The organism is Rhodococcus sp. P14 (genome assembly GCF_000256505.1).
GTDB classification, from domain to species: Bacteria; Actinomycetota; Actinomycetes; order Mycobacteriales; family Mycobacteriaceae; genus Rhodococcus; species Rhodococcus ruber.
Genome location: NZ_AJFC01000011.1, coordinates 1 through 26,041 on the forward strand (window position 1 = coordinate 1; position 26,041 = coordinate 26,041).

The 26,041-nt window shown below is 72.0% G+C and carries 26 protein-coding genes and 1 pseudogene; 5 read left to right on the forward strand and 22 right to left on the reverse strand.

The annotated features are described in order from the left end of the window. On the reverse strand, window positions 1–632 hold a 632-nt coding region (locus OEY_RS0100820), incomplete at its 3' end, for a PLP-dependent cysteine synthase family protein (RefSeq protein WP_010592056.1). Continuing rightward, window positions 633–902 carry a DUF4229 domain-containing protein gene (locus OEY_RS0100825; RefSeq protein ID WP_172603578.1) on the reverse strand — a complete coding sequence of 90 codons (270 nt, stop codon included), beginning with the start codon at window positions 900–902 and terminating at the stop codon, window positions 633–635. 243 nt (window positions 903–1,145) lie between these two features. Between OEY_RS0100825 and OEY_RS0100830 the strand changes: the two genes are divergently transcribed. Together OEY_RS0100830 and OEY_RS0100835 are read left to right on the forward strand one after the other, a co-directional pair. Then, on the forward strand, window positions 1,146–1,355 hold the full coding sequence (locus tag OEY_RS0100830) for a BldC family transcriptional regulator (protein ID WP_006935908.1): 210 nt from the start codon (window positions 1,146–1,148) through the stop codon (window positions 1,353–1,355). A gap of 126 nt (window positions 1,356–1,481) precedes the next feature. After that, window positions 1,482–1,682, forward strand: coding sequence for a hypothetical protein (locus OEY_RS0100835; protein ID WP_010592058.1), 201 nt, complete (start codon window positions 1,482–1,484; stop codon window positions 1,680–1,682). Between the two features lie 98 nt (window positions 1,683–1,780). Here the strand turns inward: OEY_RS0100835 and OEY_RS0100840 are convergent. The 7 genes and pseudogenes from OEY_RS0100840 to hemL all read right to left on the reverse strand — a co-directional run. Continuing rightward, window positions 1,781–2,791, reverse strand: a pseudogene (locus OEY_RS0100840) (MinD/ParA family ATP-binding protein); the annotation flags it as partial. Between the two features lie 35 nt (window positions 2,792–2,826). Then, window positions 2,827–3,810, reverse strand: a complete 984-nt coding sequence (ccsB, locus tag OEY_RS0100845; RefSeq protein WP_010592060.1) for a c-type cytochrome biogenesis protein CcsB — start codon at window positions 3,808–3,810, stop codon at window positions 2,827–2,829. Further along, the gene (resB, locus tag OEY_RS0100850) at window positions 3,807–5,483 is read right to left on the reverse strand and encodes a cytochrome c biogenesis protein ResB (RefSeq protein ID WP_010592061.1); all 1,677 of its coding nucleotides are present in this window, start codon (window positions 5,481–5,483) and stop codon (window positions 3,807–3,809) included. Before resB ends, ccsB begins: the two co-directional genes overlap by 4 nt. Further along, entirely contained in the window at window positions 5,480–6,340 is an 861-nt protein-coding gene (locus OEY_RS0100855; RefSeq protein WP_010592062.1) for a cytochrome c biogenesis CcdA family protein, read from the reverse strand. Before OEY_RS0100855 ends, resB begins: the two co-directional genes overlap by 4 nt. A gap of 1 nt (window position 6,341) precedes the next feature. Then, on the reverse strand, window positions 6,342–6,959 hold the full coding sequence (locus OEY_RS0100860; protein ID WP_010592063.1) for a TlpA disulfide reductase family protein: 618 nt from the start codon (window positions 6,957–6,959) through the stop codon (window positions 6,342–6,344). Then, entirely contained in the window at window positions 6,956–7,606 is a 651-nt protein-coding gene (locus tag OEY_RS0100865; RefSeq protein ID WP_003937572.1) for a histidine phosphatase family protein, read from the reverse strand. Before OEY_RS0100865 ends, OEY_RS0100860 begins: the two co-directional genes overlap by 4 nt. 52 nt (window positions 7,607–7,658) lie before the next feature. After that, a complete protein-coding gene (hemL, locus tag OEY_RS0100870; RefSeq protein WP_010592064.1) occupies window positions 7,659–8,981 on the reverse strand; it encodes a glutamate-1-semialdehyde 2,1-aminomutase in 1,323 nt (440 codons plus the stop codon). 81 nt (window positions 8,982–9,062) lie between these two features. Here hemL and OEY_RS0100875 point away from each other — a divergent pair, with 81 nt between their 5' ends. Beyond that, window positions 9,063–10,631, forward strand: a complete 1,569-nt coding sequence (locus OEY_RS0100875; protein WP_010592065.1) for an ATP-binding protein — start codon at window positions 9,063–9,065, stop codon at window positions 10,629–10,631. A gap of 9 nt (window positions 10,632–10,640) precedes the next feature. After that, window positions 10,641–12,578, forward strand: a complete 1,938-nt coding sequence (locus OEY_RS0100880) for an acyl-CoA dehydrogenase family protein (protein WP_010592066.1) — start codon at window positions 10,641–10,643, stop codon at window positions 12,576–12,578. Window positions 12,579–12,600: 22 nt separating this feature from the next. Here the strand turns inward: OEY_RS0100880 and OEY_RS0100885 are convergent, their stop codons facing one another. The 3 genes from OEY_RS0100885 to OEY_RS0100895 all read right to left on the reverse strand — a co-directional run bounded on the left by OEY_RS0100885 (window position 12,601) and on the right by OEY_RS0100895 (window position 16,122). Further along, entirely contained in the window at window positions 12,601–13,452 is an 852-nt protein-coding gene (locus OEY_RS0100885; protein ID WP_010592067.1) for a cyclase family protein, read from the reverse strand. A gap of 13 nt (window positions 13,453–13,465) precedes the next feature. Then, entirely contained in the window at window positions 13,466–14,602 is a 1,137-nt protein-coding gene (locus tag OEY_RS0100890; protein WP_010592068.1) for a PQQ-dependent sugar dehydrogenase, read from the reverse strand. 77 nt (window positions 14,603–14,679) lie between these two features. Then, complete coding sequence (locus OEY_RS0100895; protein WP_010592069.1) at window positions 14,680–16,122, reverse strand: MFS transporter; 1,443 nt, start codon at window positions 16,120–16,122, stop codon at window positions 14,680–14,682. A gap of 58 nt (window positions 16,123–16,180) precedes the next feature. On the opposite strand from OEY_RS0100895, the gene soxR reads away from it, so the two are divergent. Beyond that, window positions 16,181–16,636, forward strand: coding sequence for a redox-sensitive transcriptional activator SoxR (soxR, locus tag OEY_RS0100900; protein WP_010592070.1), 456 nt, complete (start codon window positions 16,181–16,183; stop codon window positions 16,634–16,636). Here soxR and OEY_RS0100905 read toward each other — a convergent pair. The 10 genes from OEY_RS0100905 to OEY_RS0100955 form a co-directional block, all read right to left on the reverse strand. Continuing rightward, window positions 16,633–17,787, reverse strand: a complete 1,155-nt coding sequence (locus OEY_RS0100905) for a PQQ-dependent sugar dehydrogenase (RefSeq protein ID WP_010592071.1) — start codon at window positions 17,785–17,787, stop codon at window positions 16,633–16,635. The two genes, soxR and OEY_RS0100905, sit on opposite strands and share 4 nt — an antisense overlap. Window positions 17,788–17,807: 20 nt before the next feature. Continuing rightward, complete coding sequence (locus OEY_RS0100910; RefSeq protein WP_003937563.1) at window positions 17,808–18,092, reverse strand: metal-sensitive transcriptional regulator; 285 nt, start codon at window positions 18,090–18,092, stop codon at window positions 17,808–17,810. A 25-nt stretch (window positions 18,093–18,117) separates the two neighbouring features. Further along, window positions 18,118–18,603 carry a DUF3093 family protein gene (locus tag OEY_RS0100915; RefSeq protein ID WP_010592072.1) on the reverse strand — a complete coding sequence of 162 codons (486 nt, stop codon included), beginning with the start codon at window positions 18,601–18,603 and terminating at the stop codon, window positions 18,118–18,120. 204 nt (window positions 18,604–18,807) lie between these two features. After that, window positions 18,808–19,371: a hypothetical protein gene (locus OEY_RS0100925; protein ID WP_010592073.1), complete on the reverse strand. Its 564-nt coding sequence runs from the start codon at window positions 19,369–19,371 to the stop codon at window positions 18,808–18,810. Then, window positions 19,368–20,345 carry a porphobilinogen synthase gene (hemB, locus tag OEY_RS0100930; protein WP_010592074.1) on the reverse strand — a complete coding sequence of 326 codons (978 nt, stop codon included), beginning with the start codon at window positions 20,343–20,345 and terminating at the stop codon, window positions 19,368–19,370. The genes OEY_RS0100925 and hemB overlap by 4 nt, the downstream gene beginning before the upstream one ends. Window positions 20,346–20,416: 71 nt before the next feature. Then, window positions 20,417–21,982, reverse strand: a complete 1,566-nt coding sequence (locus OEY_RS0100935) for a uroporphyrinogen-III synthase (protein WP_010592075.1) — start codon at window positions 21,980–21,982, stop codon at window positions 20,417–20,419. 63 nt (window positions 21,983–22,045) lie between these two features. After that, the gene (gene hemC, locus OEY_RS0100940; RefSeq protein WP_010592076.1) at window positions 22,046–23,059 is read right to left on the reverse strand and encodes a hydroxymethylbilane synthase; all 1,014 of its coding nucleotides are present in this window, start codon (window positions 23,057–23,059) and stop codon (window positions 22,046–22,048) included. Further along, the gene (locus OEY_RS0100945; protein ID WP_010592077.1) at window positions 23,056–24,510 is read right to left on the reverse strand and encodes a glutamyl-tRNA reductase; all 1,455 of its coding nucleotides are present in this window, start codon (window positions 24,508–24,510) and stop codon (window positions 23,056–23,058) included. The genes hemC and OEY_RS0100945 overlap by 4 nt, the downstream gene beginning before the upstream one ends. Then, complete coding sequence (locus OEY_RS0100950; protein ID WP_010592078.1) at window positions 24,507–25,451, reverse strand: redox-sensing transcriptional repressor Rex; 945 nt, start codon at window positions 25,449–25,451, stop codon at window positions 24,507–24,509. Before OEY_RS0100950 ends, OEY_RS0100945 begins: the two co-directional genes overlap by 4 nt. Before the next feature lie 160 nt (window positions 25,452–25,611). Next, entirely contained in the window at window positions 25,612–25,902 is a 291-nt protein-coding gene (locus tag OEY_RS0100955) for a glutaredoxin family protein (protein ID WP_010592079.1), read from the reverse strand. Window positions 25,903–26,041 lie beyond the last annotated feature (139 nt).

Here is a 26,041-nt window from a genome sequence, read left to right on the forward strand (position 1 = left end):
TACCGGATGTACCGGCCGACGGTGGCGCTGGTGCCGCCGGTGCCGGCGCCGACGACGATCCACTCCGGGATCGGATGTTCCTCGAGCTGCAGCTGGGTGAAGATCGATTCGGCGATGTTGTTGTTGCCGCGCCAGTCGGTGGCTCGTTCCGCGTGCGTGAACTGGTCCATGTAGTGACCGCCCAGCTCGGCGGCGAGCCGGCGCGCCTCGGCATAGATCTCCGGCGGCCGGTCGACGAAGTGGCACTGCCCACCCTGCGCCTCGATGAGCGCAACCTTGGCCGGACTGGTGCTCCGCGGCATGACCGCGACGAAGTCGAGGCCGAGCAGCTTCGCGAAGTACGCCTCGCTGACGGCGGTCGAGCCGGACGACGCCTCGATGATCGGGGTGTCCGCACGCACCCAGCCGTTGCAGATGGCGTAGAGGAACAGCGATCGCGCGAGCCGGTGCTTCAAGCTGCCGGTGATGTGCGTGGACTCGTCCTTGAGGTACAGCTGCACGCCCCGCTCGGGAGGCAGCGGATAGCGCAGGAGATGCGTGTCGGCGCTGCGCTGGGAGTCGGCCTCGATCAGCTGGACGGCACGATCCACCCACTCCCGCGACGCACTGCGGTCGACGACGCCTTCGCTCACCTAACGATCCTCGCCACGCAGCCGGGACTGGAGGTCGGCCCGGTCGGCGCGTCGGCGCGCGTCGACGGATGCGATGCCCGCGTTCACCCGGCGGCGCAGCGGCGCGAACACGACGAGCGAGAGCGGCAGCGCGATCAGCACCGCGAAGAGCGCGGCGACCAGCAACGGGATCTCCACCCCGAACAGGCGGGGAAGGTAGAGGATCACCACGGCGAGCACGAGGACGAGGCCCAGCCGGGCCAGCGAGTAGAGGGCGACGTCCCGGGCCAGGGTGCCTCTGTCGGTGCCGGCGTTGCCGGGCCGGCCGGGATTTCCGGGCTGGTCAGGACGGTTCTGCGATGCTTCACTCACCCGTCCAGGGTAACCGCCGCGCGCCGCGGCCCATCTGGTCGACCGTCCGTTTTGTCTATTACTTCCGCTTTACCAACCGTAGACCGTTCGAGCAACCAGGGTATTCGGTGTCAACATGGCCACGACGATCCGAACGAGACGAAACACCCGGAAGGACCATCGATGAGCGCACCCGCATTCAACGGCGCGAAGGAATCACTGCTGACCCCCGGCCAGGTCGCGGCGCTGTTCCACGTGGACCCGAAGACGGTCACCCGCTGGGCCCACGCCGGCCGGCTCGGCTCGCTGCGAACCCCGGGCGGGCACCGCCGCTTCCGGGAGTCCGAGGTGCTGGCGCTGCTGCGCTCCCTCACCACCGAAGCCACCCGCTGACCCGGGCCCACGCCGCATCGGGAACCCGGGGCGCACCGGCACCCTCGTCACAACGAATAGACTGAAGGAGCAGGCCCGGCCGGCCGCGGAAACGCCGGCGGACTGCTCGCGGCGAGGAGGTGCGTGGTGCTCTACCTGTTGGCCATAGTCGGTGCCCTCACGATTGCGGTGCTGCTGTGGAAGGCGTTCGGTCCCGGACTTCGCTCCCAGCCCACCCGCGTGATCGGCCCCGACGACGACCCGGACTTCCTCTGGAAGGTCGACCGGGAGTTCCGTCGCAGGTCCACCGACGGCACCCCCGGCCCCGATCAGGACCCCGGAGACTGACCTCGGGCCGCGGCGCCCGCTCCGTCGCTGCGCTCGCGCCGGAGTGATCCCTCGCTGCGCTCGCAGGGGTCATCCCCCGTCGCTGCGCTCGCCCAGGGTCATCCCCCGTCGCTGCGCTCGCCGAGGTCACGTCGGCGCGGAAAGTCCGCGGCAACCCCCGCCGCCAGTTCCAGCAGCGCCCGCCGGGTACGTGGCTGCAGTCGGGCCAGGTCGACCTCCGCGCCCTCCTCGAGGTGCGGATCGAACGGCAGCACGTGGACGGCGCGGCAGCGCCGCGCGAAGTGCTCGACCAACCGGTCCACGTCCACCTTGCCGGACCGGGGCCGCACGGCGTTGACCACAGCCACGGAACGGGCCACGAGGGCCCGGTAGCCGTGGGCGTCGAGCCAGTCCAGCGTCGCCGAGGCGCTGCGCGCACCGTCCACCGAGCCGGAACTGACCACCACCAGTGTGTCCGCGTTCTCGAGGATCGCCCGCATCGCCGAGTGCATCAGTCCGGTGCCGCAGTCGGTGAGCACGATCGTGTGGAAACGTTCGAGGATTGCCAGCGTCCGCTCGTAGTCCCGCGCGCTGAACGCCTCCGAGACGGCCGGATCGCTGTCCGAGGCCAGCACCTCGAGCCGATGCCGATTCTGTGCCGTATGGGCCCGGACATCGCCGTAGCGGCGGATGCTCGCCTCGTCGCGCAGCAGCGTGCGCACCGTCCCCGAGGTCCGGTCGGCGACCTTCTGGCTGAGCGTTCCCCGGTCGGGGTTGGCATCCACCGCGATCACCCGGTCGCCTCGCAGGGACGCGAACGTGGATCCGAGCGTGACCGTGGTAGTGGTCTTTCCCACCCCGCCCTTCAAGCTCAGCAGTGCGATCCGGTAGCAGCCCCGGAGCGGTCCGCGCACCTGCTCTGTCAACTCACGCCGCTGCCGGTCCCGCCGGCCGTCGCCCGGATCGATGCGCCCGCCGGTGCCGCGGTACACGGCCCGACGCCACCCCCGCGCGGGCGCCGACTGTACCCGGTTCACGAGCAGCGACGCGTCCAGATCCCGCGCCGACGGCTGTGCTGTCCCCGCCCGCTCGCCCTCCTGCGGCACCACGCTGTCGTCCCCCGTCCCCGGTCCCCCACGGCCCGGCCGACGCGGACGATAACAGATCAGTTCAGGCCGGCGTACGAATGCAGACCGGAGACCACCATGTTGATGATGAAGAGGTTGAACAGCATGGCGACGAACCCGGCGACGTTGATCCACGCCGCACGGGTGTTGCGCCAGCCCGACGTCGCGCGGGCGTGCAGGTACGCCGCGTACATCACCCAGGTGATGAAGGAGACGGTCTCCTTGGGATCCCAGCCCCAGAACCGGCCCCACGCGGCCTCGGCCCAGATCGCGCCCAGGATGATGCCGGCACCGAACAGCGGGAACCCGATGATGGTGGTGCGGTAGGCGAGACGGTCCAGGGTCTGCGCGTCGGGCAGGCGTTCGGCGATCCGGCCGAACACGCCGCGGCCCTCCTCGCCCTTCGGGAACCGGATGCGCAGCAGGAACAGCAGGCTGGCGACGCCGGAGACCAGGAAGATGCCGCTGCCGACGCTGATGATGGTCACGTGGATGGGCAGCCAGAACGACTGCAGGGCGGGCACGACGGGGGCGGCGTCGGCGTACAGCACGGTCGCCGCGAGGAACATCAGGATCAGCACCGGCACGAGCAGGTAGACCCACATGATCCGGTAGGCCGGCTTGCGCAGCACCACCAGCCCGAACAGCACCGCCGCGGCGCACGCCATGGCCACGAACTCGTACATGTTGCCGAGTGGGAAGCGCTCGGTGGACAGCCCGCGCAGCACGATCGACGTCACCTGCAGGGCAGCCACCACGACGACGAGCGCGCGCCCCATGTTGCCGAGACGCTCGGACAGCGTCCGGCCCCCCACCTCCTCGACCCGGCCCGGCCCGGCCGGCACCGGCGGCGGCTCGGCCGCCGCGCCCACGGCGACGAGTTTGCGCTCGCGCTCGGCGACGAGGTCGGCCCGGTGCGACGCGTACTCGGCGATCAGCAGCACCAGCGCGAGCACCAGTACCGCGAACGCCGATTCGAACGCCCAGTCGCTGTACTGCGCGAGGGTCTCGTTGAGGGTCATGCCTTCTTCTCCTGTGCTGCCTTCGCACGTGCGGTCGTGTCGTCGCCGAGCAGTCGGCCGGTCAGACGCTCGAACTCGTCACCCCATCCGGCCTGGTCGGTCCGGGCGAGACCACCGAGTTCTACTACGGTACGTCGTTCCCCGTCGGCCACTGTACCGGCCGGGTAGACCCGCACCCAGACGCGGCGACGTTTGATCAGCAGCGACACCAGCAGCCCCGCCATCATCGTGACGGCCGACACCAGCACCCACGTCTGCGCCGGGTCGTGGGAGACCTGCAGGTTCACGAAGTCGGTCGCGCCGTCGAACCGGATCTGCGTCCCGTCGGCGAGTGTCACGCTCTCTCCCGCATACAGGTTCACGCGGTCCTGCTTGACGAGCCGGCCCTGGTTGATCAGCTCGCCGTTGAGGGAGAACAGCGACTGCGGAGTGCCGGTGTCCAGGCCCGTGTCGCCCTTGTAGATGTCGATCGCGACGGCGGGATCGGTCAGCGCCGGGTAGCCGGAGGACAACAGGTTGCCGTGGAACACCGCGGTGGGCGCGAACAGCCCCTCGATCGCGATCTGGTTGCGCCGCCGCTCGTCGGCATCCGGGTACATTCCGCCCGGCGGGTCGAACCGCATCGCACCACTGCTGAGGAAGGTGGTCGCGTCGTCCGGTCGCCACTGCAGCGTCTCGGTGCGGGTCTCGCCGTCGGGCCATGTCACCGTGAAGGACGGCGCGAAACCGTGGCCCTGCAGGTAGACGCGGTCGCTGCCGACCCGCAGCGGGTGGTTGACCTTCAGCTGGGCCTCGCGCCAGGTGTTCGTCGCCAGGTCGGCGCCCGCCTGATAGTCGATGTTCGAGGTGAACATCTCCGCCTGGCCGTTGTCGAGATAGTCCGCGGAGAAGTCCTTCACGCGGATGCACATCGGAGTCAGGCCCGTGCCGTCGAGGGTGTTGCCCGCGCGGAAGGAGTCGAACGCCGCCGGCGAGCTGGTGCAGAACTCCTCACCGTCGGCGACCAGGATGCGCTGGCCCTCGTAGCCGAACAGCTTGCCCACCGCGACCGCGGCGAGCAGCCCCACCAGCGCGAGGTGGAACAGCAGGTTGCCGCCTTCGCGCAGGTATCCCTTCTCCGCGGAGAGGGTGAGTTCCCCGTCGCGCGCGCCCCGGCGGGCGGCCGTCTCGCCACGCTCGGCGACGCGCCAGCCCCGCAGCTGGCCCCGCACCCGGGCGAGCACCTCGTCCGGGGCGCCGTCGACCGTGGTCTCGAGATGGTGCGGCAGTCGCGACAGGTTGCGCGGCGCCGGCACGGGCCGGGTGCGCAGCGCCCGGTAGTACTCGGTGCAGCGCGGCAGGATGCAGCCGATCAGGGAGACGAACAGCAGCACGTAGATCGCGGTGAACCAGAAGCTGCCGAACACGTCGAACAGCTCCAGCCGGTCCATCAGCGGACCGAGGGTCGGGCGCGCGGCGATGTACTCGTCGACCTTGCCGGCGTTGAGGCTGCGCTGCGGCAGCAGGGCGCCGGGGATCGCGGCCAGCGCGAGCAGGAACAGCAGCACCAGCGCGGTGCGCATCGACGTCAGGCCGCGCCAGGTGTTGCGGACGAACGCCGCGGCGCGACCGGCCGGGCCCTGCCGCGGCGGGGTCGGTGACGGTGGGGCGGTGGGTGTGTCGGTGGCCGTCATATGGGGAGCGTGACCTCGGAAATGAAGGCGTCCCGGATCCAGGAGACGAACACGTCCCAGGCGCCGGTGACGAGGGCGATTCCGACGGCCACGAGCATGAAGCCGCCGACGAGCTGGACGGTGCGGGCGTGGGCGCGCAACCAGCCCACCCCGCGCAGGGCCCGGGCGGAGCCCAGCGCGAGTACGACGAAAGGCAACCCGAGACCGAGGCAGTACGCCACGATGAGCGCGACGCCCCGGGCGGCGGTGGCGCCCTCGGTGCCGGCGGCCAGGGAGATCACCCCGGCAAGGGTGGGACCGAGGCACGGCGTCCAGCCGAGGGCGAAGACGCCGCCGAGCAGCGGCGCGCCGGCCAGGCCGGAGATCCGCCGGGGTTCGGGGCGGGTGTCGCGCTGCAGCGCCGGGATCAGGCCGACGAAAACCAGGCCCATCACGATGGTGACCACCCCGCCGATCCGCATCAGCAGCTCGCGGTTGACGGCGAGCGCGGAGATCGCCCCGAACACCGACGCGGTGGCGAGGACGAACACCACCGTGAATCCGGCGACGAACAGCGCGGCTGCTCCGGCGACGCGCAGCCGTCCGTCGGCGCGGACGGTGGTGGTGCGTCCACGCGCCTCGGCGGCGGTGACCGCCGGCGCCTCGGCGCCCACGACCCCGGCCAGATAGGACAGGTAGCCGGGCACCAGCGGCACCACGCAGGGCGACGCGAAGGACACGAGCCCGGCCAGCAGGCACGCTCCGAGGGCCAGCAGCAGCGGGCCGGACGAGGCGACCGACTGGAAGGTGTCCCCGATGCCCGCGGCGAGGACGGCTTCGCTCACGAGCGGATTGCTGCTCACGACTGCACCACCCATGTCACTGCTCGGCGGGGGTTTCCGCGGCGACCCGCTCGACGACGGGCTGCAGATCGCTCGCAAGCAGTTCGGTGAGGAAGACCGCCGCGACGCGGTGGTCACGGTCGAGGACGACGGTGGTGGGGACGACCGACGTCGGGTAGTTCGCTCCCAGCGCCAGCAGCGAGCGCATCGACGGGTCGTAGATCGACGGGTAGCCGACCCGGTTGTCGACGACGAAGTCCTGGGCCTTGTCGCGCTGGTTGTCGCGGACGTTGATGCCGAGGAACTGCACGCCCTGATCCTCGGTGGCCTCGTAGACCTGTTCGAGGTCGTCGGCCTCGCTACGGCACGGGGCGCACCACTGGCCCCACACGTTGAGCACCACCACCTGGCCGGCGTAGTCGTCGAGCGAGATCGTCTCGCCCTCGTTCATCAGGTCCTCCCCCGAGAGCGTCCCGAGGGTGCCGCGCTCGGCGGGCGGGTCGTAGAAGATGCGGGTCTGACCGCCCGGCGAGACGAAGTCGAAGGTGCCGCCGGTGGCGACGGCGTCGTCGCCGGTGGCGCACGAGGTGAGGACGACGCCGCAGGCCAGCGCCGTCGCCGCCAGCGCCGCCCGTCGCGTGGCCCGGCGACTCATGCGCCGTGGACGGTCGGGTCCGAGGCCCCGGCCGGTTCGGAGTAGACGATGTCGACCAGGGTGTCGCCCTGGTACACCAGCGAGGTCAGCGACGCCAGGCTGCACTGCCGGTGCTGCGGGTTGTGCCACAGCCGTTCCCCCTCGAGGAAGCGGCGGAGGGTCCACACCGGAAGCTGATGGCTCACGCACACGGCTTCGCGGCCCACGGCGGCGACACGAGCGGCGTTGACCGCGGCCAGCATGCGGTGCGCGATCTGCAGGTAGGGCTCACCCCACGAGGGGGTGAACGGGTCGCGCAGCTTCCACCAGTGCCGCGGGCGGCGCAGCGCCCCGTCGCCGACGGCCACCCGCAGGCCCTCGAACTGGTTGCCCGCCTCGACGAGGTTCTCGTCCGTCGCCACCGGCAGGCCGTGCTTGTCCGCGATGGGCTGGGCGGTCTGCTGGGCCCGCTCGAGCGGGGAGGCGACGATGTGCGCGATATCGTGGTCGGCGAGGGCCGAGGCCACCGACCGGGCCTGCGCCTCCCCGGTCACGGACAGCCGGAAGCCGGGCAGCCGGCCGTAGAGGATGCCGCTGGGGTTGTGCACCTCGCCGTGCCGGAGCACGTGCACGATGGTGCGGGTCTCGGACGGGGCAGGTTCGGTCACGTGGGAGTTCCTCGGGTGTGCGGCGGGTGTGGACGGCCTGGAAGGGGCGCGCTCAGGCGGTGGCGGCGGCCGCCGCCTTCGCGGCGTGCGGCAGTGCGTCGGCGATGCGGGAGAACGCGTCGTCGTCGAGCGCGGACGAGACGAACCACGTCTCGAACGCGCTCGGCGGGGCGTAGACGCCGTGGTCGAGCAGGGCATGGAAGAACGCCGGGAACCGCCACGTCTGCGCGGCCTTGGCCTGCGCGTAGTCGGTGACCGGCTCCTCGGTGAAGAACACGCTGAGCATGGTGCCGGCGAACTGGACCCGGTGGGCCACGCCCTCCGCCGTCAGCGCCTCACCGAGCATCCGTCCGAGGGTGGTGGCGTTGCGGTCGAGCGCGGCGTAGGCGTCGCTGTCGGCGGCGCGCAGGCTGGCGAGGCCGGCGGCGACGGCGACCGGATTGCCCGACAGGGTGCCGGCCTGGTAGACGGGCCCGGCCGGCGCGAGATGGGCCATCACGTCGGCGCGGCCGCCGAACGCGGCCGCGGGCAGTCCGCCGCTCATCACCTTGCCGAACGTCATGAGGTCACCGGCGACGCCGTCGATGCCGTACCACCCGGCCGGTCCCGCCCGGAACCCGGTCATCACCTCGTCCATGATCAGCAGCGCGCCGTGCTCGCGGGTCAGCTCGCGCAGACCGGCGTTGAAGCCGGGCAGCGGCGGGACGGTGCCCATGTTGCCGGCCGCGGCTTCGGTGATCACCGCCGCGATCTTCCCCGGTTCGGCCGCGAACGCCGCGCGCACCGCCTCGAGGTCGTTGTACGGCAGGACGATGGTGTCCTCGGCCTGGGCGCCCGTCACACCCGGCGACGTCGGCAGCCCGAAGGTGGCGACGCCGGAGCCGGCGTCGGCGAGCAGGGCGTCGACGTGACCGTGATAACAGCCCGCGAACTTGACGATCTTGGTCCGGCCGGTGAATCCGCGTGCCAGTCGCACCGCACTCATCGTCGCCTCGGTACCGGAGTTGACGAGCCGGACCTGCTCGACGGGCTCGATGCGGGCCACGATCTCCTCGGCGAGTTCCACCTCACCGGCGGTCGGCGCGCCGAACGACAGCCCGGTCGTGGCGGCACTGCGCACCGCGTCGACGACGGCCGGGTGCGCATGGCCGAGGATCATCGGCCCCCACGAACACACCAGGTCGACATACGAATTGCCGTCCACGTCGGTCAGGGTGCAGCCGGATGCGGAGGCGACGAAGCGCGGGGTGCCGCCGACCGATCCGAACGCGCGGACCGGCGAGTTCACACCCCCGGGAATCACCTTCGACGCCCGGTCGAACAGTGCGGTGGAAACGGAGTCGCGGGCGCGAGATGCATCGGGGGTCGCAGTCACGACCTCCAGTGTCCCAGTTTCGCGGGATTTGCCAAAAGGCGCGGGCCCTGCAACGGCGGTCGTTGCGGTAGGAATGTGACCATGGTCTCGTTCGACGACGTCCGTACCGCCCTCGCCGACCGGTTCCGGGTCGTCACCGCCGCGTTGTCCGCCGACGGTCGTGAGGTACTTCTCACCGGACCGGTGGACGTCGGCCTGGAGGTCGGCGGATTCGCGGTCGTCGAACTCGACGACGAGCGCCGTCTCGCCGTGCAGGTCCGCAGCGTGCGCATCGTCGAGCGCGAGGGCGCGGACGTCGACGTCGCCGTGGACGAACCGGGTCTGCCGGTGCGCTCCGTGCGCGGCCGCGCCATGGTGCGGACGCTGGCGGGGTCCGCGAGTGTGCTGGGCGTGTTCGGCGACGACCGGTTCGCCGCCACGGCGGAAGTCGCCCCGTTTCCCGAGCGGCATGTGCGCCCGGCCACCGCGGCCGAGACGGCGACGCTCGCGGCCGCCCTCACCGGCAGTCTCGACGTCGGCACCCTGCTGCACGCCCCGGCCGTGGCGGCGCGGCTGCACCCGGCGGGCTTCGCCCGGCACACCTTCATGTGCGGCCAGTCCGGCTCCGGCAAGACGTACACCACCGGCGCGGTCCTCGAGCGGCTGCTCGCCGCGACGACCCTGCCGATCGTGGTGCTCGACCCCAACTCCGACCACGTACACCTCGGCCGGCTGCGGGATCCGGAGGACGACTCCCCCGCCGCGCAGCGGCATCGCGGGGCCGCCACCGGAGTGCGGGTGGTACGGGCCCGCGGCACCGGCTCCGACCACCTGCTGTGCCTGGACCTGAGCGACCTTCCCCTCGTCGCGCAGGCGCTGCTGCTGCGCCTGGACCCGGTGCACGATCTCGACGAGTACTCGGCCCTGCGCCGCGTCACCGCTGCCCTCGACGCGCCCTACTCCGTCGCGGACGTGCGGTCCGCGGCGGCGGCGGACCCCGCGACGGAGCGTCTCGCGACCCGCATCGACAATCTGGGGATCGCGTCGTGGGAGCTGTGGCGGCGAGGGGAGGAACGCTCGGCCGCCGAACTCGACGTGCGCACGGGCCGGTGCTTCGTGATCGATCTCGGCAGTCTGAACAGCCCCGGGGAGCGCGCCGCGGTGTCCCTCGGGCTGCTGGGCCGGCTGTGGATGCTGCGACGGCGGCGCCTGCCGATGCTCGTCGTGGTGGACGAGGCCCACAACATCCTGCCGTCGGTCACGGCGGATCCGTTGTTGTCGAGCACCGCGGATCTGGGGGTGCTCATCGCCGGCGAGGGACGCAAGTTCGGGCTGCACCTGTTCGTGGCGACGCAGCGGCCGGGGAAGGTGCATCCGAACGTCGTCTCCCAGTGCGACAACCTGCTCCTGATGCGGATGAACGGCAGCACCGACATCGAGGAGCTGTCCCACCTGTTCTCCCACGTCCCCCCGGCGATGCTGCAACGCGCCACCACCTTCGGACTCGGCCAGGCACTGTTCGCCGGGCCGATCGCCCCGACTCCGCTGCTCGCGCGCGTCGGCACCCGGGTCAGTCCGGAAGGGGGCGCGGACGTGCCGACGGACTGGGCGCATGCCGCAGCCGATACCGACGTTCGCACATACCCACACGACGGGCTCGAATCGTCCTAATGTCGGTCCATGACGACCACAGCTGAGCACATCCGCATCACCCTGGACGGCGCGTGGCGGCAGGCACGCGAGCGGGCACGCACGGACCTGGACCGGCCCGAGTTCGCCCCGCACTACACACCGGACCTGGACGAGGCCCGGGCGATCACGCTGAAGCAGATGCGGATGCTCGCGGAATCCGGCTACGCCCGGTCGGGCTTCGCGAAAGCGGTGGGCGGCGGCGGCGACGCCGGCGGCGCGGTGGCGTCGATCGAGATGCTCGCCATGTCGGACCTGTCCCTGATGGTCAAGGCCGGTGTGCAGTGGGGTCTGTTCGGCGGCGCGATCGAGAATCTCGGCACGGCCCGGCACCACGACCGCTACATCGGCCCGCTCATCGATCTCGATCTGCTCGGCTGCTTCGCGATGACCGAGACCGGCCACGGCTCCGACGTCCAGTCGCTCGAGACGACGGCCTCGTACGACCCGGGCACCGAGGAGTTCGTCGTCCACTCCCCGACCCCGTCCTCGCGCAAGGACTACATCGGCGGGGCGGCACAGCACGCGACGGTCGCCGCGGTGTTCGCACAGCTGATCACCGGCGGCAAGTCCCAGGGCGTGCACTGCTTCGTCGTGCCGATCCGCGACGAGAACGGCGACGATCTGCCCGGGGTCACCACCTCCGACTGCGGCCACAAGGGTGGCCTGCCGGGCGTGGACAACGGCCGGATCATGTTCGACCACGTGCGGATTCCCCGGGAGAACCTGCTCAATCGGTACGCCGACGTCGAGCCCGACGGCACCTACGTCTCGGCGATCGAGAATCCGAACCGCCGCTTCTTCACCATGGTGGGCACGCTCGTGCGGGGCCGGGTCACCGTCGGCGGCTCGGCCGGTGCCGCGGCCCGCGTCGCGCTGTCGGTCGCCACGCGGTACGCGCTGCAGCGCCGCCAGTTCAGCGCCCCCGGCGACGAGAAGGAAGTGCTGCTGATGGACTATCTGGTCCATCAGCGCCGCCTGCTGCCGCTCATCGCCAAGTCGTATGCGCTGACCTTCGCGCAGAACGAGCTGATCTCCACCATGGACCGGATCCAGACCACGCCCGTCGAGGAGGTGGACCCGCAGGAGCAGCGTGAGCTCGAGGGCCGCGCCGCCGGGCTGAAGGTCGCCAACACCGCCCACGCGACGCGCGCCATCCAGGAGTGCCGTGAGGCCTGCGGCGGTGCCGGGTACATGGCCGAGAACCGGCTCACCGCGCTGAAGGCGGACACGGACGTGTTCACCACCTTCGAGGGCGACAACCACGTGCTGACCCAGCTCGTCGCCAAGGAACTCCTCACCGCCTACGCGGACGAGGTCCGCGGCATGAGCCCGGTGGAATGGATGAAGTTCGCCGCGGTCACGGTGTCGGACATCGTCAAGAAGCGCACCGCCGCCCAGCAGATCCTCCAGACGCTCGTCGACACCCGGAAGGACAACGAGGAGGACGGCAGCCTCTTCGATCGGGGCACGCAGATGGCGATGTTCGAGGACCGGGAACAATACCTGCTCTCGACGGCGGCGCGGCGACTGCAGGCCGCGTCGAACCGCGAGGAGAACCTGTTCGACGCCTTCAACTTCGTGCAGGACCACGTGCTGCACGCGGCGCGCGCCCACATCGACCGGGTCGTGCTCGAGGCGTTCGTCGCCGGGATCGAGTCGTGTCCCGACGAGGAGGCCCGCGAGCTGCTGTCGGACCTGTGCGATCTGTACGCGCTCAGCGTCATCGACGAGGACAAGGCCTGGTACATGGAGCACCGGCAGCTGTCGGTGGAACGGGCGAAGGCGGTGCTGCGCGGCATCAACGAGCGCTGCCGGACCCTGCGTCCCCACGTGACGACCCTCGTCGAGGGCCTCGGCGTGCCGGAGCACCTGCTCGGGTCGGCGATGCTCGAGGGCCCGGGCACGGACGCCGGTCGCCTCGGCTGACCCGCCGGGCCGGGTGCGGGATTCAGACCAGTGCCAGCACCCGGCACGGCCCACCGGTGCCGCCGGCGTGCTTCGGCGCGCCGACGACGACGGTCGCGCCGCGTGGCGGCACGGCCGCGAGGTTCGCCATCGCCTCGATGCCGTAGCGGCCCGCGCCGAGCAACTCCACGTGGGCGCCGACCTCGCCCGACCGGTCGAGGCTCAGGGTGTCGACGCCGAGCCCCACGACGTTCCGTTCGTGCACGAGCATGCGCACGGCCTCGCGGTCGAAGCCCGGTGCGTGCGGGATGCGCAGTGCGTCGGCGTTGACGAAGCGGCCGGGGTCGGCGAGGCGGGCCTCCCATCCCGAGTGCATCGCGACGAAGGCGGCCGGCGGGATCGGGCCGTGTTGCCGCTCCCACGTCGCCACGTCGTCGACGGTGACCACCGCGTCGTCGTCCTGCGCGGCCTTGCCGGCGATGTCGACGACGGCGAGCGGGGCCACGAAGTCGCGCACCGGCAGCGCCTCGACGGTCGCGCCGCCGCGCACGATGTGGGCCGGGGCGTCGAGATGGGTGCCGGTGTGCTCCCACAGCGACATCGCGTTGACGGCGAACCGTCCGGTGTCGAACGTGGCCACGGGACGCATCGCGAACCGCTCGTTGCCGGGCCACACCGGGAACTGCGGGGTCAGCGTGTGGGTCAGGTCGATCACCGCGTCGGCCCGCACGGCGGCCGTGTCCCCGCCGGCTCGTGCCGGCGCCGCGGCGGCGGTCGCCGCGCCCAGACCCGCGGCGCTCACGCCGAGGGCGGCGAGGAAGGACCGGCGGCCGAACCGCGGCCGGCCGTCCTCGATTTCGCGGTACACCCGGTCGAGCACGGTCGGTGAGCACATTCGTCTCGGCCTCTCAGTCGGCGGGTTCCACCAGCAGGACCCGGTCGTCGCGGCCGTTGTCCGTCGTGACGAGCAGCGCCCCGTCGGGTCGTGCGGTCACCGACCGCAGCCGGCCGAACCGCCCCTCGAGCGCCGTCGCGGTCTCGTCCACCGACCGGCCGTCGGCGGTGAGTTCGAGGAACAGCAGTTTCTCCTGCTGCTGGCTCGTGATCACCAGCGCGCCGTCCCAGCCCTGCCAGCCGGCGCCGGAGACGAACGTGCCGCCGGGAGTCGCGAGGGTGGGGGCACCGGAACTCCACACGGCCCCGATCGCTCCCGGCACGCGGGCCGGATCGGTCATGGGCACCGACTCGTCGTAGACGAACGGGAAGCGGTCGGGGCGGTACCCGTAGTTGCCGCCGGGCTGCAGGAGATTCACCTCGTCGTCGCGGACGGTGCCCTGCTCGACGGCATAGAGCTCGCCGCTCCCGGGACGCAGCGCCAGTCCCTGCACGTTGCGGTGCCCGAGAGTGAACACGGGGCTGCCCGGGTCGGGGTTTCCCGCCGCCGGGGTGCCGTCGGGATCGATGTGGAGCACCTTGCCGCCCAGGCTGTTCCGGTCCTGAGGCACCTGGGGGTGGGCGGTGTCGCCCGTCCCGACGAACAGCGACCCGTCGGGACGGGCGAGCAACCGGCACCCGCCGTGCCGGCCGCCCTGCCCGACCGGGATGCCGGCGAGCACCGTGGCGCCGCGGGTCAGCTCCGTCCATCCGGGATCGACCGTCCAGGACTGCACGCGGATGTCGGTGCCGTCGGGGCCGCGGTGGCCCTGACAGCTGTAGAGGGTCCGGCTCGTCCCGAAATCCGGTGCCAGCGCCAGACCCATCAGGCCGGTCTCGCCCTCGGCGTACAGGCCGGACAGGTCGGCGCGCACCTCCCGGATCCCACCGTTCGGATCCCGGACCACGAAGCGGCCCCGCCGTTCCCCGGTCAGGATCGTCCCGTCCGGAGCGGCGACGACGTCCCAGGGCTTGCTCAGCCCCTCCATCAGCGGCGTCACGGTCAGCTCGGGCAGCGCGCCCGCCTCGGGTGGCGCCGCGTGGGCGCTCGGCGTCCCGGCCGCGAGCACGCCGACTGCGATCGCCGCCGCACATCTCCCCGAGATTCGCACGCGCATCTCCTCGTCGTCGGATCCCGGCGATGCTACGGAAGACGATGCGCCGGACGGCGACGACACGCGCGGCGGCGTCAGATTCGTTCGGGTTCCGCTGCGGAGGCGTCCGCGGGTGCCGACCGGTTCCGGTGCGCGCGCGCCGGAACCGCGCGGCGCGCGGCGAGCACGCCGAGCACCGCCACGGCAGCGAACCCGAACAGCAGCAGCCGCGCCGAACGCACGTCGGACGGTTGTCCCGCGTTGACGAGGACTCCGGCCAGTGCTGCGCCGAACGCGTTCGCGATCAACTGGACGGTGTTGATCGCAGCGGACGCCTTGCCGCTGTCGCGCGGGTCGGCGACGGCGTTCATCGCGCCGACCGCGAGGTGCGGCCACGCGATGCCGATGCCCGCGCCCGCGACGACCAGTCCCGTGACCCACACCGTGACCGCAGCCGGTCCGGCCTCGTCACGCACGGCGGCCGCCATGAGCGCGAGACCGAGGCCGACGAGCACCGGAGCACTCACCACGATGCGGCGCACGGTTCGGGGCGCGGACGCCGAGGCGCTCGGGATCTCGCCGAGCGTCCACCCCACCGCGAGGGCGGCGCCGAGGAAGCCGGCGGCCAGCGGCGCGAGGCCGGCGAGGCGCTGCCCGAACAACGGGACGAACGTCTCGGCGGTCGAGACGACCGCCAGCACTGCGATCGTCAGGTACACCCAGCGCAGCCGGGCGGTGGTGAACGTCGCCGCCGGCAGGATGCCGTGCGGGCTGCGGCGGTCGACGGCGACGAACGCGACCACGGCGGCGGACGCGACCGCGAGCAGGGCGATCGTGGGCGCACCGCCGGTCACGACGGCGGCCACGCTGACCGCCAGGGCCGCGGCGGTGAGCAGGGCCAGCGAAACGAGCGGAATCCTGCCGGCAGCGCGCGATCCGCGGGCGTGCGCCGGCAGGGCGAACGGCACCGCGGCTGCGACCGCGAGCGTGCAGACCAGTAACGCGCCGAACGCCCATCGCCAGGCGTGGAACTGGGCGAACACGCCGCCGACGGCGGGTCCCGCGAAGGTCCCCACACCCCACATCGCCGATACGAGCGCCGCGGCGCGGCTCCAGAGACGTTCCGGCAGAGCACTGTTCAGTACTGCGTAGCCGAGTCCGGCGAGCAGGCCGCCACCGAGCCCCTGGACCGCCCGGCCCGCCAGCAGCGCCTCCATGGACGGTGCGAGCGCGCACACGAGGGTGCCGGCCGCGAAAGACCCGAGCCCCACGAGGTAGGCGCCCCGGGGTCCGCGGACGGCGAGGGTCCGGGCCACGGCCGTCGAGGAGATCACCGACGCGAGCAGGAACACCGTCGCCGTCCACGCGTAGTAGGCGTGGCCGCCGATCTCCTCGACCGCGGTCGGCAGCAGGCTCGTGGTGAGGTACACGTTGGTGGCGTAGAGGGCAACTCCGCCGGCGAGAACCGCTGCCGTACCGAGGTATTCGCGTCCGAGAAGTTCCGACCAGGCGCCGGCGCGAGTCGTGGATCCGTGCATGACGGTGACTGTAGAGTCTCAAGTGCACTCGAGATCAAGCGCGGGGAACGGAGTCGTGATGAGCCGCACGAGCGAAGAACTGCTGGCGATCGGTGAAGTCTCCCGGCGCACCGGAGCCGCCGTGTCTGCGATTCGCTACTACGAGTCGCTGGGACTCGTGACCGCACACCGCACCGCAGGCGGCACGCGCCGCTTCCCCCGGCACACGATCCGGCGCATCTCGATCATCCAGTTGGCGACCCGGTTCGGCATTCCGCTTGCCGAGGTGGCCGAGGTGTTCTCGGCGCTGCCGGCCGAACGGCCCCCGACCCGACGGGACTGGATGCGCATCTCGCGGGCGTGGCACGAGCGACTCGAGGAGCGCAAGCAGGCGATCGACCGGATGCAGCGCGAACTGGCGGGGTGCATCGGCTGCGGCTGCCTGTCGCTGCAGGCGTGCACACTGTTCAATCCGGGCGATCGGCTGGGCAAGGACGGCGCGGGCGCGCGGCGCGTCGACCCAGGGGCACGTTAGACGGGGGCGATTCGCAGCACCCTGTCGTCGGAGCCGTTGTCGGTGGTGACGAGGAGCGAGCCGTCGGGCAGTGGGGTGAGCGACCGCAGGCGCCCGTACTCCCCCTCGAGCAGGTCGGTCGATTCGGTCACGCTGCGGCCGTCCTCGGACAGGCGCAGCAGCAGCAGCTTCTCGTCCTGCTGGCTGCTGACGACGAGCGCGCCGGACCACGGGCCCCACCCCGGTCCGGCCGCGAACGCCAGCGCGGGGGTGGCGATGGTGGGCGACCCGGAACTCCACACCGCCGGGATCGCGCCGGGGACGCGCTCGGGATCGGTCATCGGCACCGACTCGTCGTACATTCCGGGTTCCCGGTCGGGTCGCCAGCCGTAGTTGCCGCCCGGCACGAGCAGGTTGACCTCGTCGTCGCGGCTGCTGCCCTGCTCGACCGCGTAGAGCCGCCCGGTGCCGGGCTGCAGCGCCAGCCCCTGCACGTTGCGGTGGCCGAGGGTGAACACCACGCTGCCCGGGTCGGGGTTGCCGGGGGCCGGCGACCCGTCGGGGTTCAGGTGCAGCACCTTGCCGCCGAGGCTGCCGGGGTCCTGCGGCGCCGTCGGGCGGGTGGCGTCGCCCGTGCCGATGTACAGGGTGCCGTCCGGGTGCGCGAGGATGCGGCAGCCGGCGTGGCGGCCGCCGCGCGCGACGGGCAGCCCCTCCACGACGGTGCGCTGCCGCGTCATGGTGGTCCAGCCGGGATCGACGGTCCAGGCGTAGACGCGGACGTCGTCGGGGTCGCGGTGTCCCTGGCACGTGTAGACGGTGCGGCTGACCCCGAAGTCGACGGCGAGCGCGACGCCCATGAGGCCGGTCTCCCCCACCGCGTACAGGTCCGACAGGTCGGCGCGCAGCTCCTCGACGCGCCCGTCGGGCCGGCGGACGACGAACCGGCCCGAGCGTTCACCGGTCAGCAACGTCCCGTCGGGGGCCTGCACCACGTCCCACGGATGGTCGAGACCGTCGACGACGGTGGTGACGGTGACCCGCGGCGGGGTTCCCGCGTCGGGGACCGCGGTGGGTGCGCCCGAGAGCACCGTCCGCGCGGGCTCCTCCGACGCGCACGCGGTCAGCGCGCAGGCCAGCGCCGCAGCGCACAGTCCGTGGGCGATCCGCATGCCGATCGGCTCCTCGGTGGTCAGGGTTTGAGGACGAGGCGCGCTATGGCGTCCGAGGCCTCCTGGATCTTCGCGTCGGCCTCGGGTCCGCCCTGCCGGGCGGCGTCGACGACGCAGCCGGCCAGGTGCGCGTCGAGCAGCTTGAGCGAGACCGTCTGCAGGGCCTTGGTGACGGCGGAGACCTGGGTCAGGACGTCGATGCAGTAGCGGTCGTCCTCGATCATCCGGGCGATGCCCGCGACCTGCCCCTCGATGCGGCGCAGGCGCTTGAGCAGGTCCTCCTGGTGCGGGGTGTATCCGGCCATACTCGTATCGTACCCCTAGGGGGTATTAGAGCAAGGGCGGATCGGCGCGCTCGGCCAGCACCGCCTCGAGTTCGGACCGCAGCCGTTCGTGGTCCCGGGCCCACGCCCGCACCAGGGCGCCACCCCGCAACCGCAGGCCGACGGCCGTCCGGCCCCGCGGCACGTTCGCCAGCTCCCCCAACGGCCGGGCGGTCTCCCACCGCTCGGGATCCCGGGCCCGGGGATCGGCCGCGGACAGCACCGCCTCGATCTCCTCGAGCGGCAGTTCCTCGGTCCCGAGGCGCAGCGTCTTCGCGGTCAGCTCCACGCTCACGTGCCGCCGGGCCGCGACGACCATCACGTACGCGAAGCCGCTGAGCACCAGAGCGATCACCGGCAGTGCGACCCAGTGCACCACCGGCCCGGTCGCCAGTTCGACGACGAGCGCGACGAGGCACAGCACCGGCCCGAACGCCACGGTGCGCCAACGGCCACCGGGCTCGTGGAAGCGGGGCTCGGCCGACTCGTTCACGTCGTGATCAGGCGCTGAGCATGCCCGGAACGACGACCAGCACCAGCGTCACCACGCCCAGGACGGCGATGAGGCCGATCAGGACCAGCTCACGACGACGACCGTAGGGCCGGGGCTCCACCTGCATGAAAGTCCTCTTCGCTCGTCGGAAACGACCGCGCGGGCCGTGGGTCGTCAGACACCGTACTCCGCGCGCTCGTCGGGTCAGCTCGGGGGCAACCGGAGGAAGTACAGATTCGGCTCGCGGCGGTGCATGAGCACGATCGCCCCGACCGAACACACCCCCTGCAGGATGCTCACCAGACCGATCACGAGGCCGGCACCGCCGCCCAGCGCACCCACGCCGAACACCGTCGGGATCGCCGTGACGGTCAGGAAGACACCGATCATCGTGAGCAGCATGCGCGCCCAGTTCCGGCCGCGCCGCATCGCGAAGGCCACGAGCAGGAACAGGCCGGTGAACACGAGCCCCAGGACGGCGGTGATGCCGAATCCCAACGGCAGCAACGATTCCACCGTCTCGCGCGGCATGTCCACCGGTGGCGTCTGCCGGGCCAGTTCCGCCGTCATCTGGTCGACGAACTCGTCCCGGCGCTCCCACATCAGCAGCACACTCGCGCCGAGGTACACCAACCCCAGGACCGCGACCGCGCACCACAACTGGAACGCGGTCTCGACGTCCACGGGAGTGGGGCGCCGCTGCGCCGGTGCCGGCCCGGGCGGGGTGTCCGGCGGCCCGGGCCACTGCGACGGTTCGGGCGTGCTCACGAGAGCCGGCCCGCGACCTCGGCCGCCCAGTACGTGAGCACGATGTCGGCACCGGCGCGGCGGATGCTCGTCAGCGACTCCAGGATCGCCGTGTCCCGGTCGATCCAGCCGTTCTGCGCGGCAGCGGTGATCATCGCGTACTCGCCCGAGATCTGATACGCCGCGACGGGCACGTCCGAGCGGTCGGCGACCTCGCGCAGCACGTCGAGGTACGACATCGCGGGTTTGACCATCACCAGGTCGGCGCCCTCGGCGAGATCGAGATCGACCTCGCGCAGCGCCTCCCGGCGGTTCGCCGGATCCTGCTGGTAGGTGCGGCGGTCGCCCTCGAGCGAGGACCCCACCGCGTCCCGGAACGGCCCGTAGAACGCGGAGGCGTACTTCGCGGAATACGCGATCTGCCCCACGTCCTGATGCCCCGCGGCGTCGAGCGCCGCGCGGATGGACGCGACCTGACCGTCCATCATCCCGCTCGGACCGAGCAGGTGCGCGCCGGCCTCGGCCTGCGCGACGGCCATCTCCGCGTACCGCTCGAGGGTGGCGTCGTTGTCCACCGCACCCGAGGCGCCCAGGACGCCGCAGTGACCGTGGTCGGTGAACTCGTCGAGGCACGTGTCGGCCATCAGGACCGTCGCATCGCCGAGTTCGGCGCGCAGGTCCCGCAGCGCACGGTTGAGCACGCCGTCGGGGTCGGTGCCGCCCGAGCCGCGGGCGTCCTTGTCCTCGGCTCGCGGCACGCCGAAGAGCATCAGCCCACCCACACCGGCTTCGACCGCCGCGGTCGCCGCGGCGGGCAGCGAATCGGGGGTGTGCTGGTACACACCGGGCATCGACGGGATCTCTCGCGGCGCGTCGAGGCCGTCGGCGACGAACATCGGCAGCACCAGATGCCGCGGCTCGAGGGAGGTTTCGGCAACCAGCCGGCGCATGGCCGGGGTGGTGCGCAGCCTGCGGGGACGGACATCGGGATACATCGGCGGACTCACCTTCCGGGCAAGCCGTGCGCGGTTCCGGTAGCGGGGGCTACCGGAACCGCGCACGGGGGTCAGCGGCGGGCGCGGGACTTCTTGCGGGGCGGCGGCAATGCGCCCTCGGCCCGCAGCCGGGCGGCGTGCTCGGCGAGCGCCTCCACCAGGGGACCGATCTGCGCGGTCTCCGGCTGCACGTCCACCCGCAGCCCGAACTCGATCGCGGTCTCCGCGGTCTTCGGCCCGATGCACGCGACGATGGTGCGCGCGTGCGGCTTACCCGCGATACCCACGAGGTTGCGGACCGTCGACGACGAGGTGAAGCACACCGCGTCGAACCCACCGGTCTTGATCATCTCGCGGGTCTCGGCCGGCGGCGGTGCCGCCCGCACCGTGCGGTAGGCAGTCACGTCGTCGATCTCCCAGCCCCGCTCGCGCAGGCCCTCCGCGAGGGTCTCGGTGGCGATGTCGGCGCGCGGCAGCAGCACCCGGTTGACGGGATCGAAAACGTCGTCGTACGGGGCGAATTCGGCCAGCAGCCCCTCGCTGGACTGTTCGCCCGAGGGCACCAGCTCGGGGGTGATCCCGAACGAGCGCACCTTGTCCGCGGTCGCCTGCCCGACACACGCGATCTTCACACCCGAGAAGGCGCGAGCGTCGAGGCCGAACGCCTCGAACTTCTCCCACACCGCGCGCACCGCGTTCGTGGAGGTGAACACCACCCACTGGTAGCGGCCGTCCACGAGTCCCTTGACGGCCCGCTCCATCTGGGCCGGACTGCGGGGCGGCTCCACCGCGATGGTCGGCACCTCGATCGGGATCGCTCCGTGCGTGACGAGCCGCTCGCTCATCTCCCCGGCCTGCTCCTTGGTGCGCGGCACCAGCACCGTCCACCCGTACAGGGCGCGGGACTCCCACCACGAGAGTTTGCCGCGCTGCGAGACGATCTTGCCGACGGTGACGACGAGCGGACCGACGAGCTCGGAACCGGCGTCGTTGAGCGTGGCGAGGGTGGCTTCGACTGTGCGCTGCTGCCGGGTCGTGCCACGGACGGTGATCGCCGCCGGGGTCTGCGGCGCGAGCCCGTGCTCGACGAGGGCGCTCGCAGTCTCCGCGAGATGACCGGACGTGGCGTGCAGCACCAGCGGGCCGGGCGCGGCGGCGAGCGCCGCCCAGTCCACCTCGCCGCGCACGTCGACCTCGGTGTGGCACGAGCCCAGCGCCATGCCGGCGTAGCTCGGCACGGCCGAGCCGGGGGTCAGCCCCGGCAGGACCTCGAACACCACCTGGGTGCGGGCGACGGCGTTGACCTCGGCGATCACCGAGTCGGTGGTCAGCGGGTCGCCGGCGACGAGGCGCACGACATCGTGGCCGTTCTTCGCCTCCGCGACGAGGGTTTTGGCGACCTCGGTGGGCTCGCCCAGCGCGGGACGCACCTCGGCGACGGGCTCCCCGGTCTCCGCGTCCCGGCCGGCGGTGGTGCCGACGAGCGCCACCACCCCCCTGTCGACGTCGGGGTCGGTGAAGGCGATCGTCGCGCCCGCGAGCACGTCGCGGGCACGCACGGTCAGCAGAGCCGGGTCGCCCGGCCCAGCTCCCACGAACAGGATCCGTCCGGGATTGTGCTTACGGACTCGGCTCATCGGTCATTCTCCAGTGCGGTCGAATCTGCGGTAAAGGGAAACCTGGGGTGCGGGCGGACGGCGTCAAACATCGGCCGTGCCCTGTTCCGGCGCGTCGTCCCCCCGGCTGGTCATCAGCTCACGCGCACCGAGATCGAGCAACTCGCGAGCCACCGCCCGGCCCAGTTCCTCCGCGCGCGCGGTGGCGCCGACGGCGCTCGCGCGCAGCACATCCGAGCCGTCGAGGGCGGCGGCGCAGCCGCGCACGGACAGTTCCTCGATCACGCGGCCGTCGTCGTCGAGGGATTCGACGACCTCGGCAACGGCCCCGACGGGGGCGGTGCAGCCGGCCTCGAGCTCCGCGAGCAGCGCCCGCTCGGCGACGACTGCCGCGCGGCTGGCGCGGTCGTCGAGACCGGCGAGGATCTCGATCAGTGCGGTGTCCTCCGCGCGGCATTCGACCGCGAGAGCACCCTGGGAGGGCGCCGGCAGCATCTGCACCGGTTCGAGGGACTCGGTGATCCGGTCGAGGCGGCCGATACGCGAAAGTCCCGCGCGCGCAATGACGATGGCGTCCAGTTCGCCGGACGCGACCTTCCCGAGCCGGGTGTCGATGTTCCCGCGCAGCGGCCGGATGTCGAGGCCCAGACCCATGGCGGCGAGCTGGGCACGCCGCCGCGGCGCGGAGGTGCCCACCCGCGAGCCCGGCGGCAGCTCGCCGAGGACCAGCCCGTCGCGGGCGACGAGCGCGTCGCGCGGATCCTCACGCGGCGGCACGGCGGCGATCACCAGTCGCGGATCCTGCGCGGTCGGAAGGTCCTTGTACGAATGCACGGCCAGGTCGACGTCGCCGGCGAGCAGCGCCTCACGCAGCTCGGCGGTGAAGACGCCGACGCCGATCCGCTCGACCGGGCCCGCGGTGACGTCACCCTTGGTGGTGATGACGACCAGTTCGGCGGGATGGCCGGCGGCGATCAGCGCATCCCGGACGGTGCCCGCCTGCGTCGTCGCCAGCAGGCTGCCGCGCGTTCCGATCCGCAGCGTGCGGCTGCCGGTTCCGGCTTCGATCCGGGTGTCCGATGCGACCTCGGCGCTCATGCCTGCCTTTCCTCTCGAGAAGCTCCCAGTGCTCCGGGCGACTGCTTCCGGGGCGACCGCAGCTCCGTGGTGACGGCCGGATCCAGCGCGGCCGACAGGTCGGTCGCGCCGGTCACGTCGGGAAGAGCACCGAGTTCCTTCGCCACCGGGGTGGCGACGGCCTCGGCGGCACCCGGCCGCAATTCGAACAGCTCGCGCAGCGCCTCGGCGTACTGGTCGCCGCCCGGGGTGGACGCCAGCTGCTTGACCCGCACCGTCGGCGCGTGCAGCAGCTTGTCGACGACGCGGCGCACCGTGCGGGCCACCTCGCCGCGCTGGCCGTCGTCGAGCCCCGGCAACCGGGACTCGAGCCGCAGCAGTTCGCCCTCGACGACCTCGGCGGCGCGCTGACGCAGCGCGGTGACGGTGGGGGTGACCTCGGCCAGACGCTGGGAGGCGAGATAGTCGGCGAGTTCGGCGGCCACGATCGAACGCGCGGCGTCCGTATCGGAGGCGGCGGCGCCGGCCGCGGGATCGCGCTGCAGCGACTCCATGTCGAAGACGGTGACGCCGGGCAGACCCGAGACGGCCGGCTCCACGTCGCGCGGCAGGCCGAGATCGCAGATCACCAGCGGACGGGTGCCGCGCTCGGGCTGGGCGAGGGCCCGGTGTGCGTCGGCGAGAGTGACGACCGTACCGACCGCACCCGTGCAGGTGACGGCCACATCGGCCTGCGACAACGCGGCCGCGAGCCGGTCGAACGGCAGCACGTCGGCCTCGATGCCGTTGCCGCGGGCGGTCTCGGCGAGCCGCTCGGCGCGCTCCCGGGTCCGGTTGACCACCACGATGCGCGCGATCCCGGCGCGGGTGAGGTGCGCGACGGCGAGCCCGCCCATCGCGCCCGCACCGATCACGGCGGCGGTGCGGCCGGCCAGACCGTCGAGCACGGTCGCCGCCTTGTCCAGCGCCACCGACACCACGGACGCACCCGCCGCGTCGATGCCGGTCTCGGTGTGCACTCGCTTGCCCACGCGCAGCGCCTGCTGAGCCAGCTCGTGCAGGGCCCGGCCGGCAGCCTGCTGAGCGTCGGCACTCGCGTAGGCGGTACGGATCTGGCCGAGGATCTGCTGCTCACCGACCACCATCGAGTCCAGGCCGCTGGCCACGGCGAACAGGTGCTCGGCGGCCGCCTCGCTGTAGCGCACGTACGCGTGCTTGTGCAGATCCACGAGGGTCAGACCCGAGTGCTCGGCCATGAGCTCGCTCACGTCGGCCAGCGCGCCGTGGAACGCGTCGACCACCGCGTAGATCTCCACCCGGTTGCAGGTGGAGACGATCATCGCCTCCGAGATGTGGCCGGAGGCCATCATCTTGTCGGTGAGCTTGGGTCGGTCGGTGTCGGTGACGGCCACCTTTTCGAGCACCGAGACGGGCGCGGTCCTGTGCGAGACCCCGACGAGGAGAACACTCACGGCGCAATCACCGATCCGTTTCTTGTCGCTGCCGAGGCCACTGGGCTCGGCGTTCCTGATGCGGTGAATCCGGTCGCGCCCGGCGCGGTACGCCCGGTCGCGCTCGGCGCGGTGCGCCCGGTCGCGCTCGCTCTCTGGGCGGTGAGCCGGGACGCGCCGGTCGCGGCCCGTCGTGCTTCGCCCGACGCGACCCGGCGGATGTCGGGCAGACCGGCGCGACCGCCGTCCACCGGCGTGTCGTTGCGGGCGCTGTGAAACGAGAGGACCTGCATTTCCACGGACAGATCGACCCGCCGGACCTCGACATGGTCGGGTACCTCGAGCGGTGCCGCGGCGAAGCTCAGCACGGACCGGACGCCGGACCGCACCAGCAGGTCGCATACGCCCTGAGCAGCGTCGTCCGGGGTCGCGATCACGCCGATCGTGGCGGCGAGTTCGCGGGCGGCCGCTTCGAGCCCGTCGACGTGCCGGATGGTCAGGTTGCCCACCCGGGTGCCCACCCGCGCCGGGTCGGCGTCGAACAGTCCGGCCATCGTGAAGCCGCGGCGGTCGAACCCTGCGTAGCCGGCCAGTGCGCGACCGAGATTGCCGACGCCGACGAGGACCACGCGGTGTCCCCGGTCGAGGCCGAGCGCGTTCTCGATGCGGGCCTGCAGGCGCAGCACGTCGTACCCGACGCCACGCACCCCGTTGGGGCCGAGGAAGGACAGATCCTTGCGGAGTTTCGCGGAACCGACCCCGGATGCGGTGGCGAGTTCCTCGCTCGAGACGATGAGCGTGCCCTCGTCGGCGAGCATTCCGAGGACCCGCAGGTACGTCGCGAGACGCGTCACAGTAGCCTGGGGGATGTCCCGCACGGGGACACCGGGAGACGCACCCCCGTCGACTTCGGCGACGCCGCCGCGGGCGGCATCGCCCTGCGGGGGGTGCAGCTCTGTCACGTTCGTGGCTCCTCGTCCGGCCGACGGGTACACGTCGGTCCTCACGGTGATCCGGGGGATTCGTTCACACCACGGTAACCGCTTGTGAAGCCCTGCACAAAGTTGCTCGAACGGCCCCGAATGTGCTTCTCACCTGCACCACGGTTCCGCCCGACGGTGTTCAACCGGCCAGATCGGCCCGCAATCGTGCCTCGTCGACCTCCCAGTAACTGTGCTCCCGGCTGTCGAGCAGCACCACCGGCAGACGATCGCCGAATTCGGCGCGCAGGTCGGGATCCGTCGAGGCAGCCCGATCGACATCGATGCACGTCAGGCCCGCGCCGAACTCGTCGCACAGCTGCTCGAGCAGCGCCAGCGCGGGAGCGCAGGCGCCGCAGCCGGCTCGGACGAGGAGAGTGATCTCGTGGCGGGCGCCGGGTGTGGCGGCGGGCCCGGACAGGTGTTCGCTCATGAGGTCAACTGTGCGCCATACCCCGCCGAGACGAATGTCACACCCCCGGTCCACATGCGGCAACGCGCGGAGCGGGGCACGGCGCGGGCTAGGCTGAGGCGGTCTGCCACACACGACGGCCGGCCGCCGGCCAACCCCG

Excerpts from the sequence above, each read along its gene's own strand:
- OEY_RS0100830 (WP_006935908.1), top strand. The coding sequence starts at position 1,146 with ATGAGCGCACCCGCATTCAACGGCGCGAAGGAATCACTGCTGACCCCC.
- ccsB (WP_010592060.1), bottom strand. The coding sequence starts at position 3,810 with ATGACCCTCAACGAGACCCTCGCGCAGTACAGCGACTGGGCGTTCGAA.
- resB (WP_010592061.1), bottom strand. The coding sequence starts at position 5,483 with ATGACGGCCACCGACACACCCACCGCCCCACCGTCACCGACCCCGCCG.
- OEY_RS0100855 (WP_010592062.1), bottom strand. The coding sequence starts at position 6,340 with ATGGGTGGTGCAGTCGTGAGCAGCAATCCGCTCGTGAGCGAAGCCGTC.
- OEY_RS0100860 (WP_010592063.1), bottom strand. The coding sequence starts at position 6,959 with ATGAGTCGCCGGGCCACGCGACGGGCGGCGCTGGCGGCGACGGCGCTG.
- OEY_RS0100875 (WP_010592065.1), top strand. The coding sequence starts at position 9,063 with ATGGTCTCGTTCGACGACGTCCGTACCGCCCTCGCCGACCGGTTCCGG.
- OEY_RS0100880 (WP_010592066.1), top strand. The coding sequence starts at position 10,641 with ATGACGACCACAGCTGAGCACATCCGCATCACCCTGGACGGCGCGTGG.
- OEY_RS0100885 (WP_010592067.1), bottom strand. The coding sequence starts at position 13,452 with ATGTGCTCACCGACCGTGCTCGACCGGGTGTACCGCGAAATCGAGGAC.
- OEY_RS0100895 (WP_010592069.1), bottom strand. The coding sequence starts at position 16,122 with ATGCACGGATCCACGACTCGCGCCGGCGCCTGGTCGGAACTTCTCGGA.
- soxR (WP_010592070.1), top strand. The coding sequence starts at position 16,181 with ATGAGCCGCACGAGCGAAGAACTGCTGGCGATCGGTGAAGTCTCCCGG.
- OEY_RS0100905 (WP_010592071.1), bottom strand. The coding sequence starts at position 17,787 with ATGCGGATCGCCCACGGACTGTGCGCTGCGGCGCTGGCCTGCGCGCTG.
- OEY_RS0100910 (WP_003937563.1), bottom strand. The coding sequence starts at position 18,092 with ATGGCCGGATACACCCCGCACCAGGAGGACCTGCTCAAGCGCCTGCGC.
- hemB (WP_010592074.1), bottom strand. The coding sequence starts at position 20,345 with ATGTATCCCGATGTCCGTCCCCGCAGGCTGCGCACCACCCCGGCCATG.
- OEY_RS0100935 (WP_010592075.1), bottom strand. The coding sequence starts at position 21,982 with ATGAGCCGAGTCCGTAAGCACAATCCCGGACGGATCCTGTTCGTGGGA.
- hemC (WP_010592076.1), bottom strand. The coding sequence starts at position 23,059 with ATGAGCGCCGAGGTCGCATCGGACACCCGGATCGAAGCCGGAACCGGC.
- OEY_RS0100955 (WP_010592079.1), bottom strand. The coding sequence starts at position 25,902 with ATGAGCGAACACCTGTCCGGGCCCGCCGCCACACCCGGCGCCCGCCAC.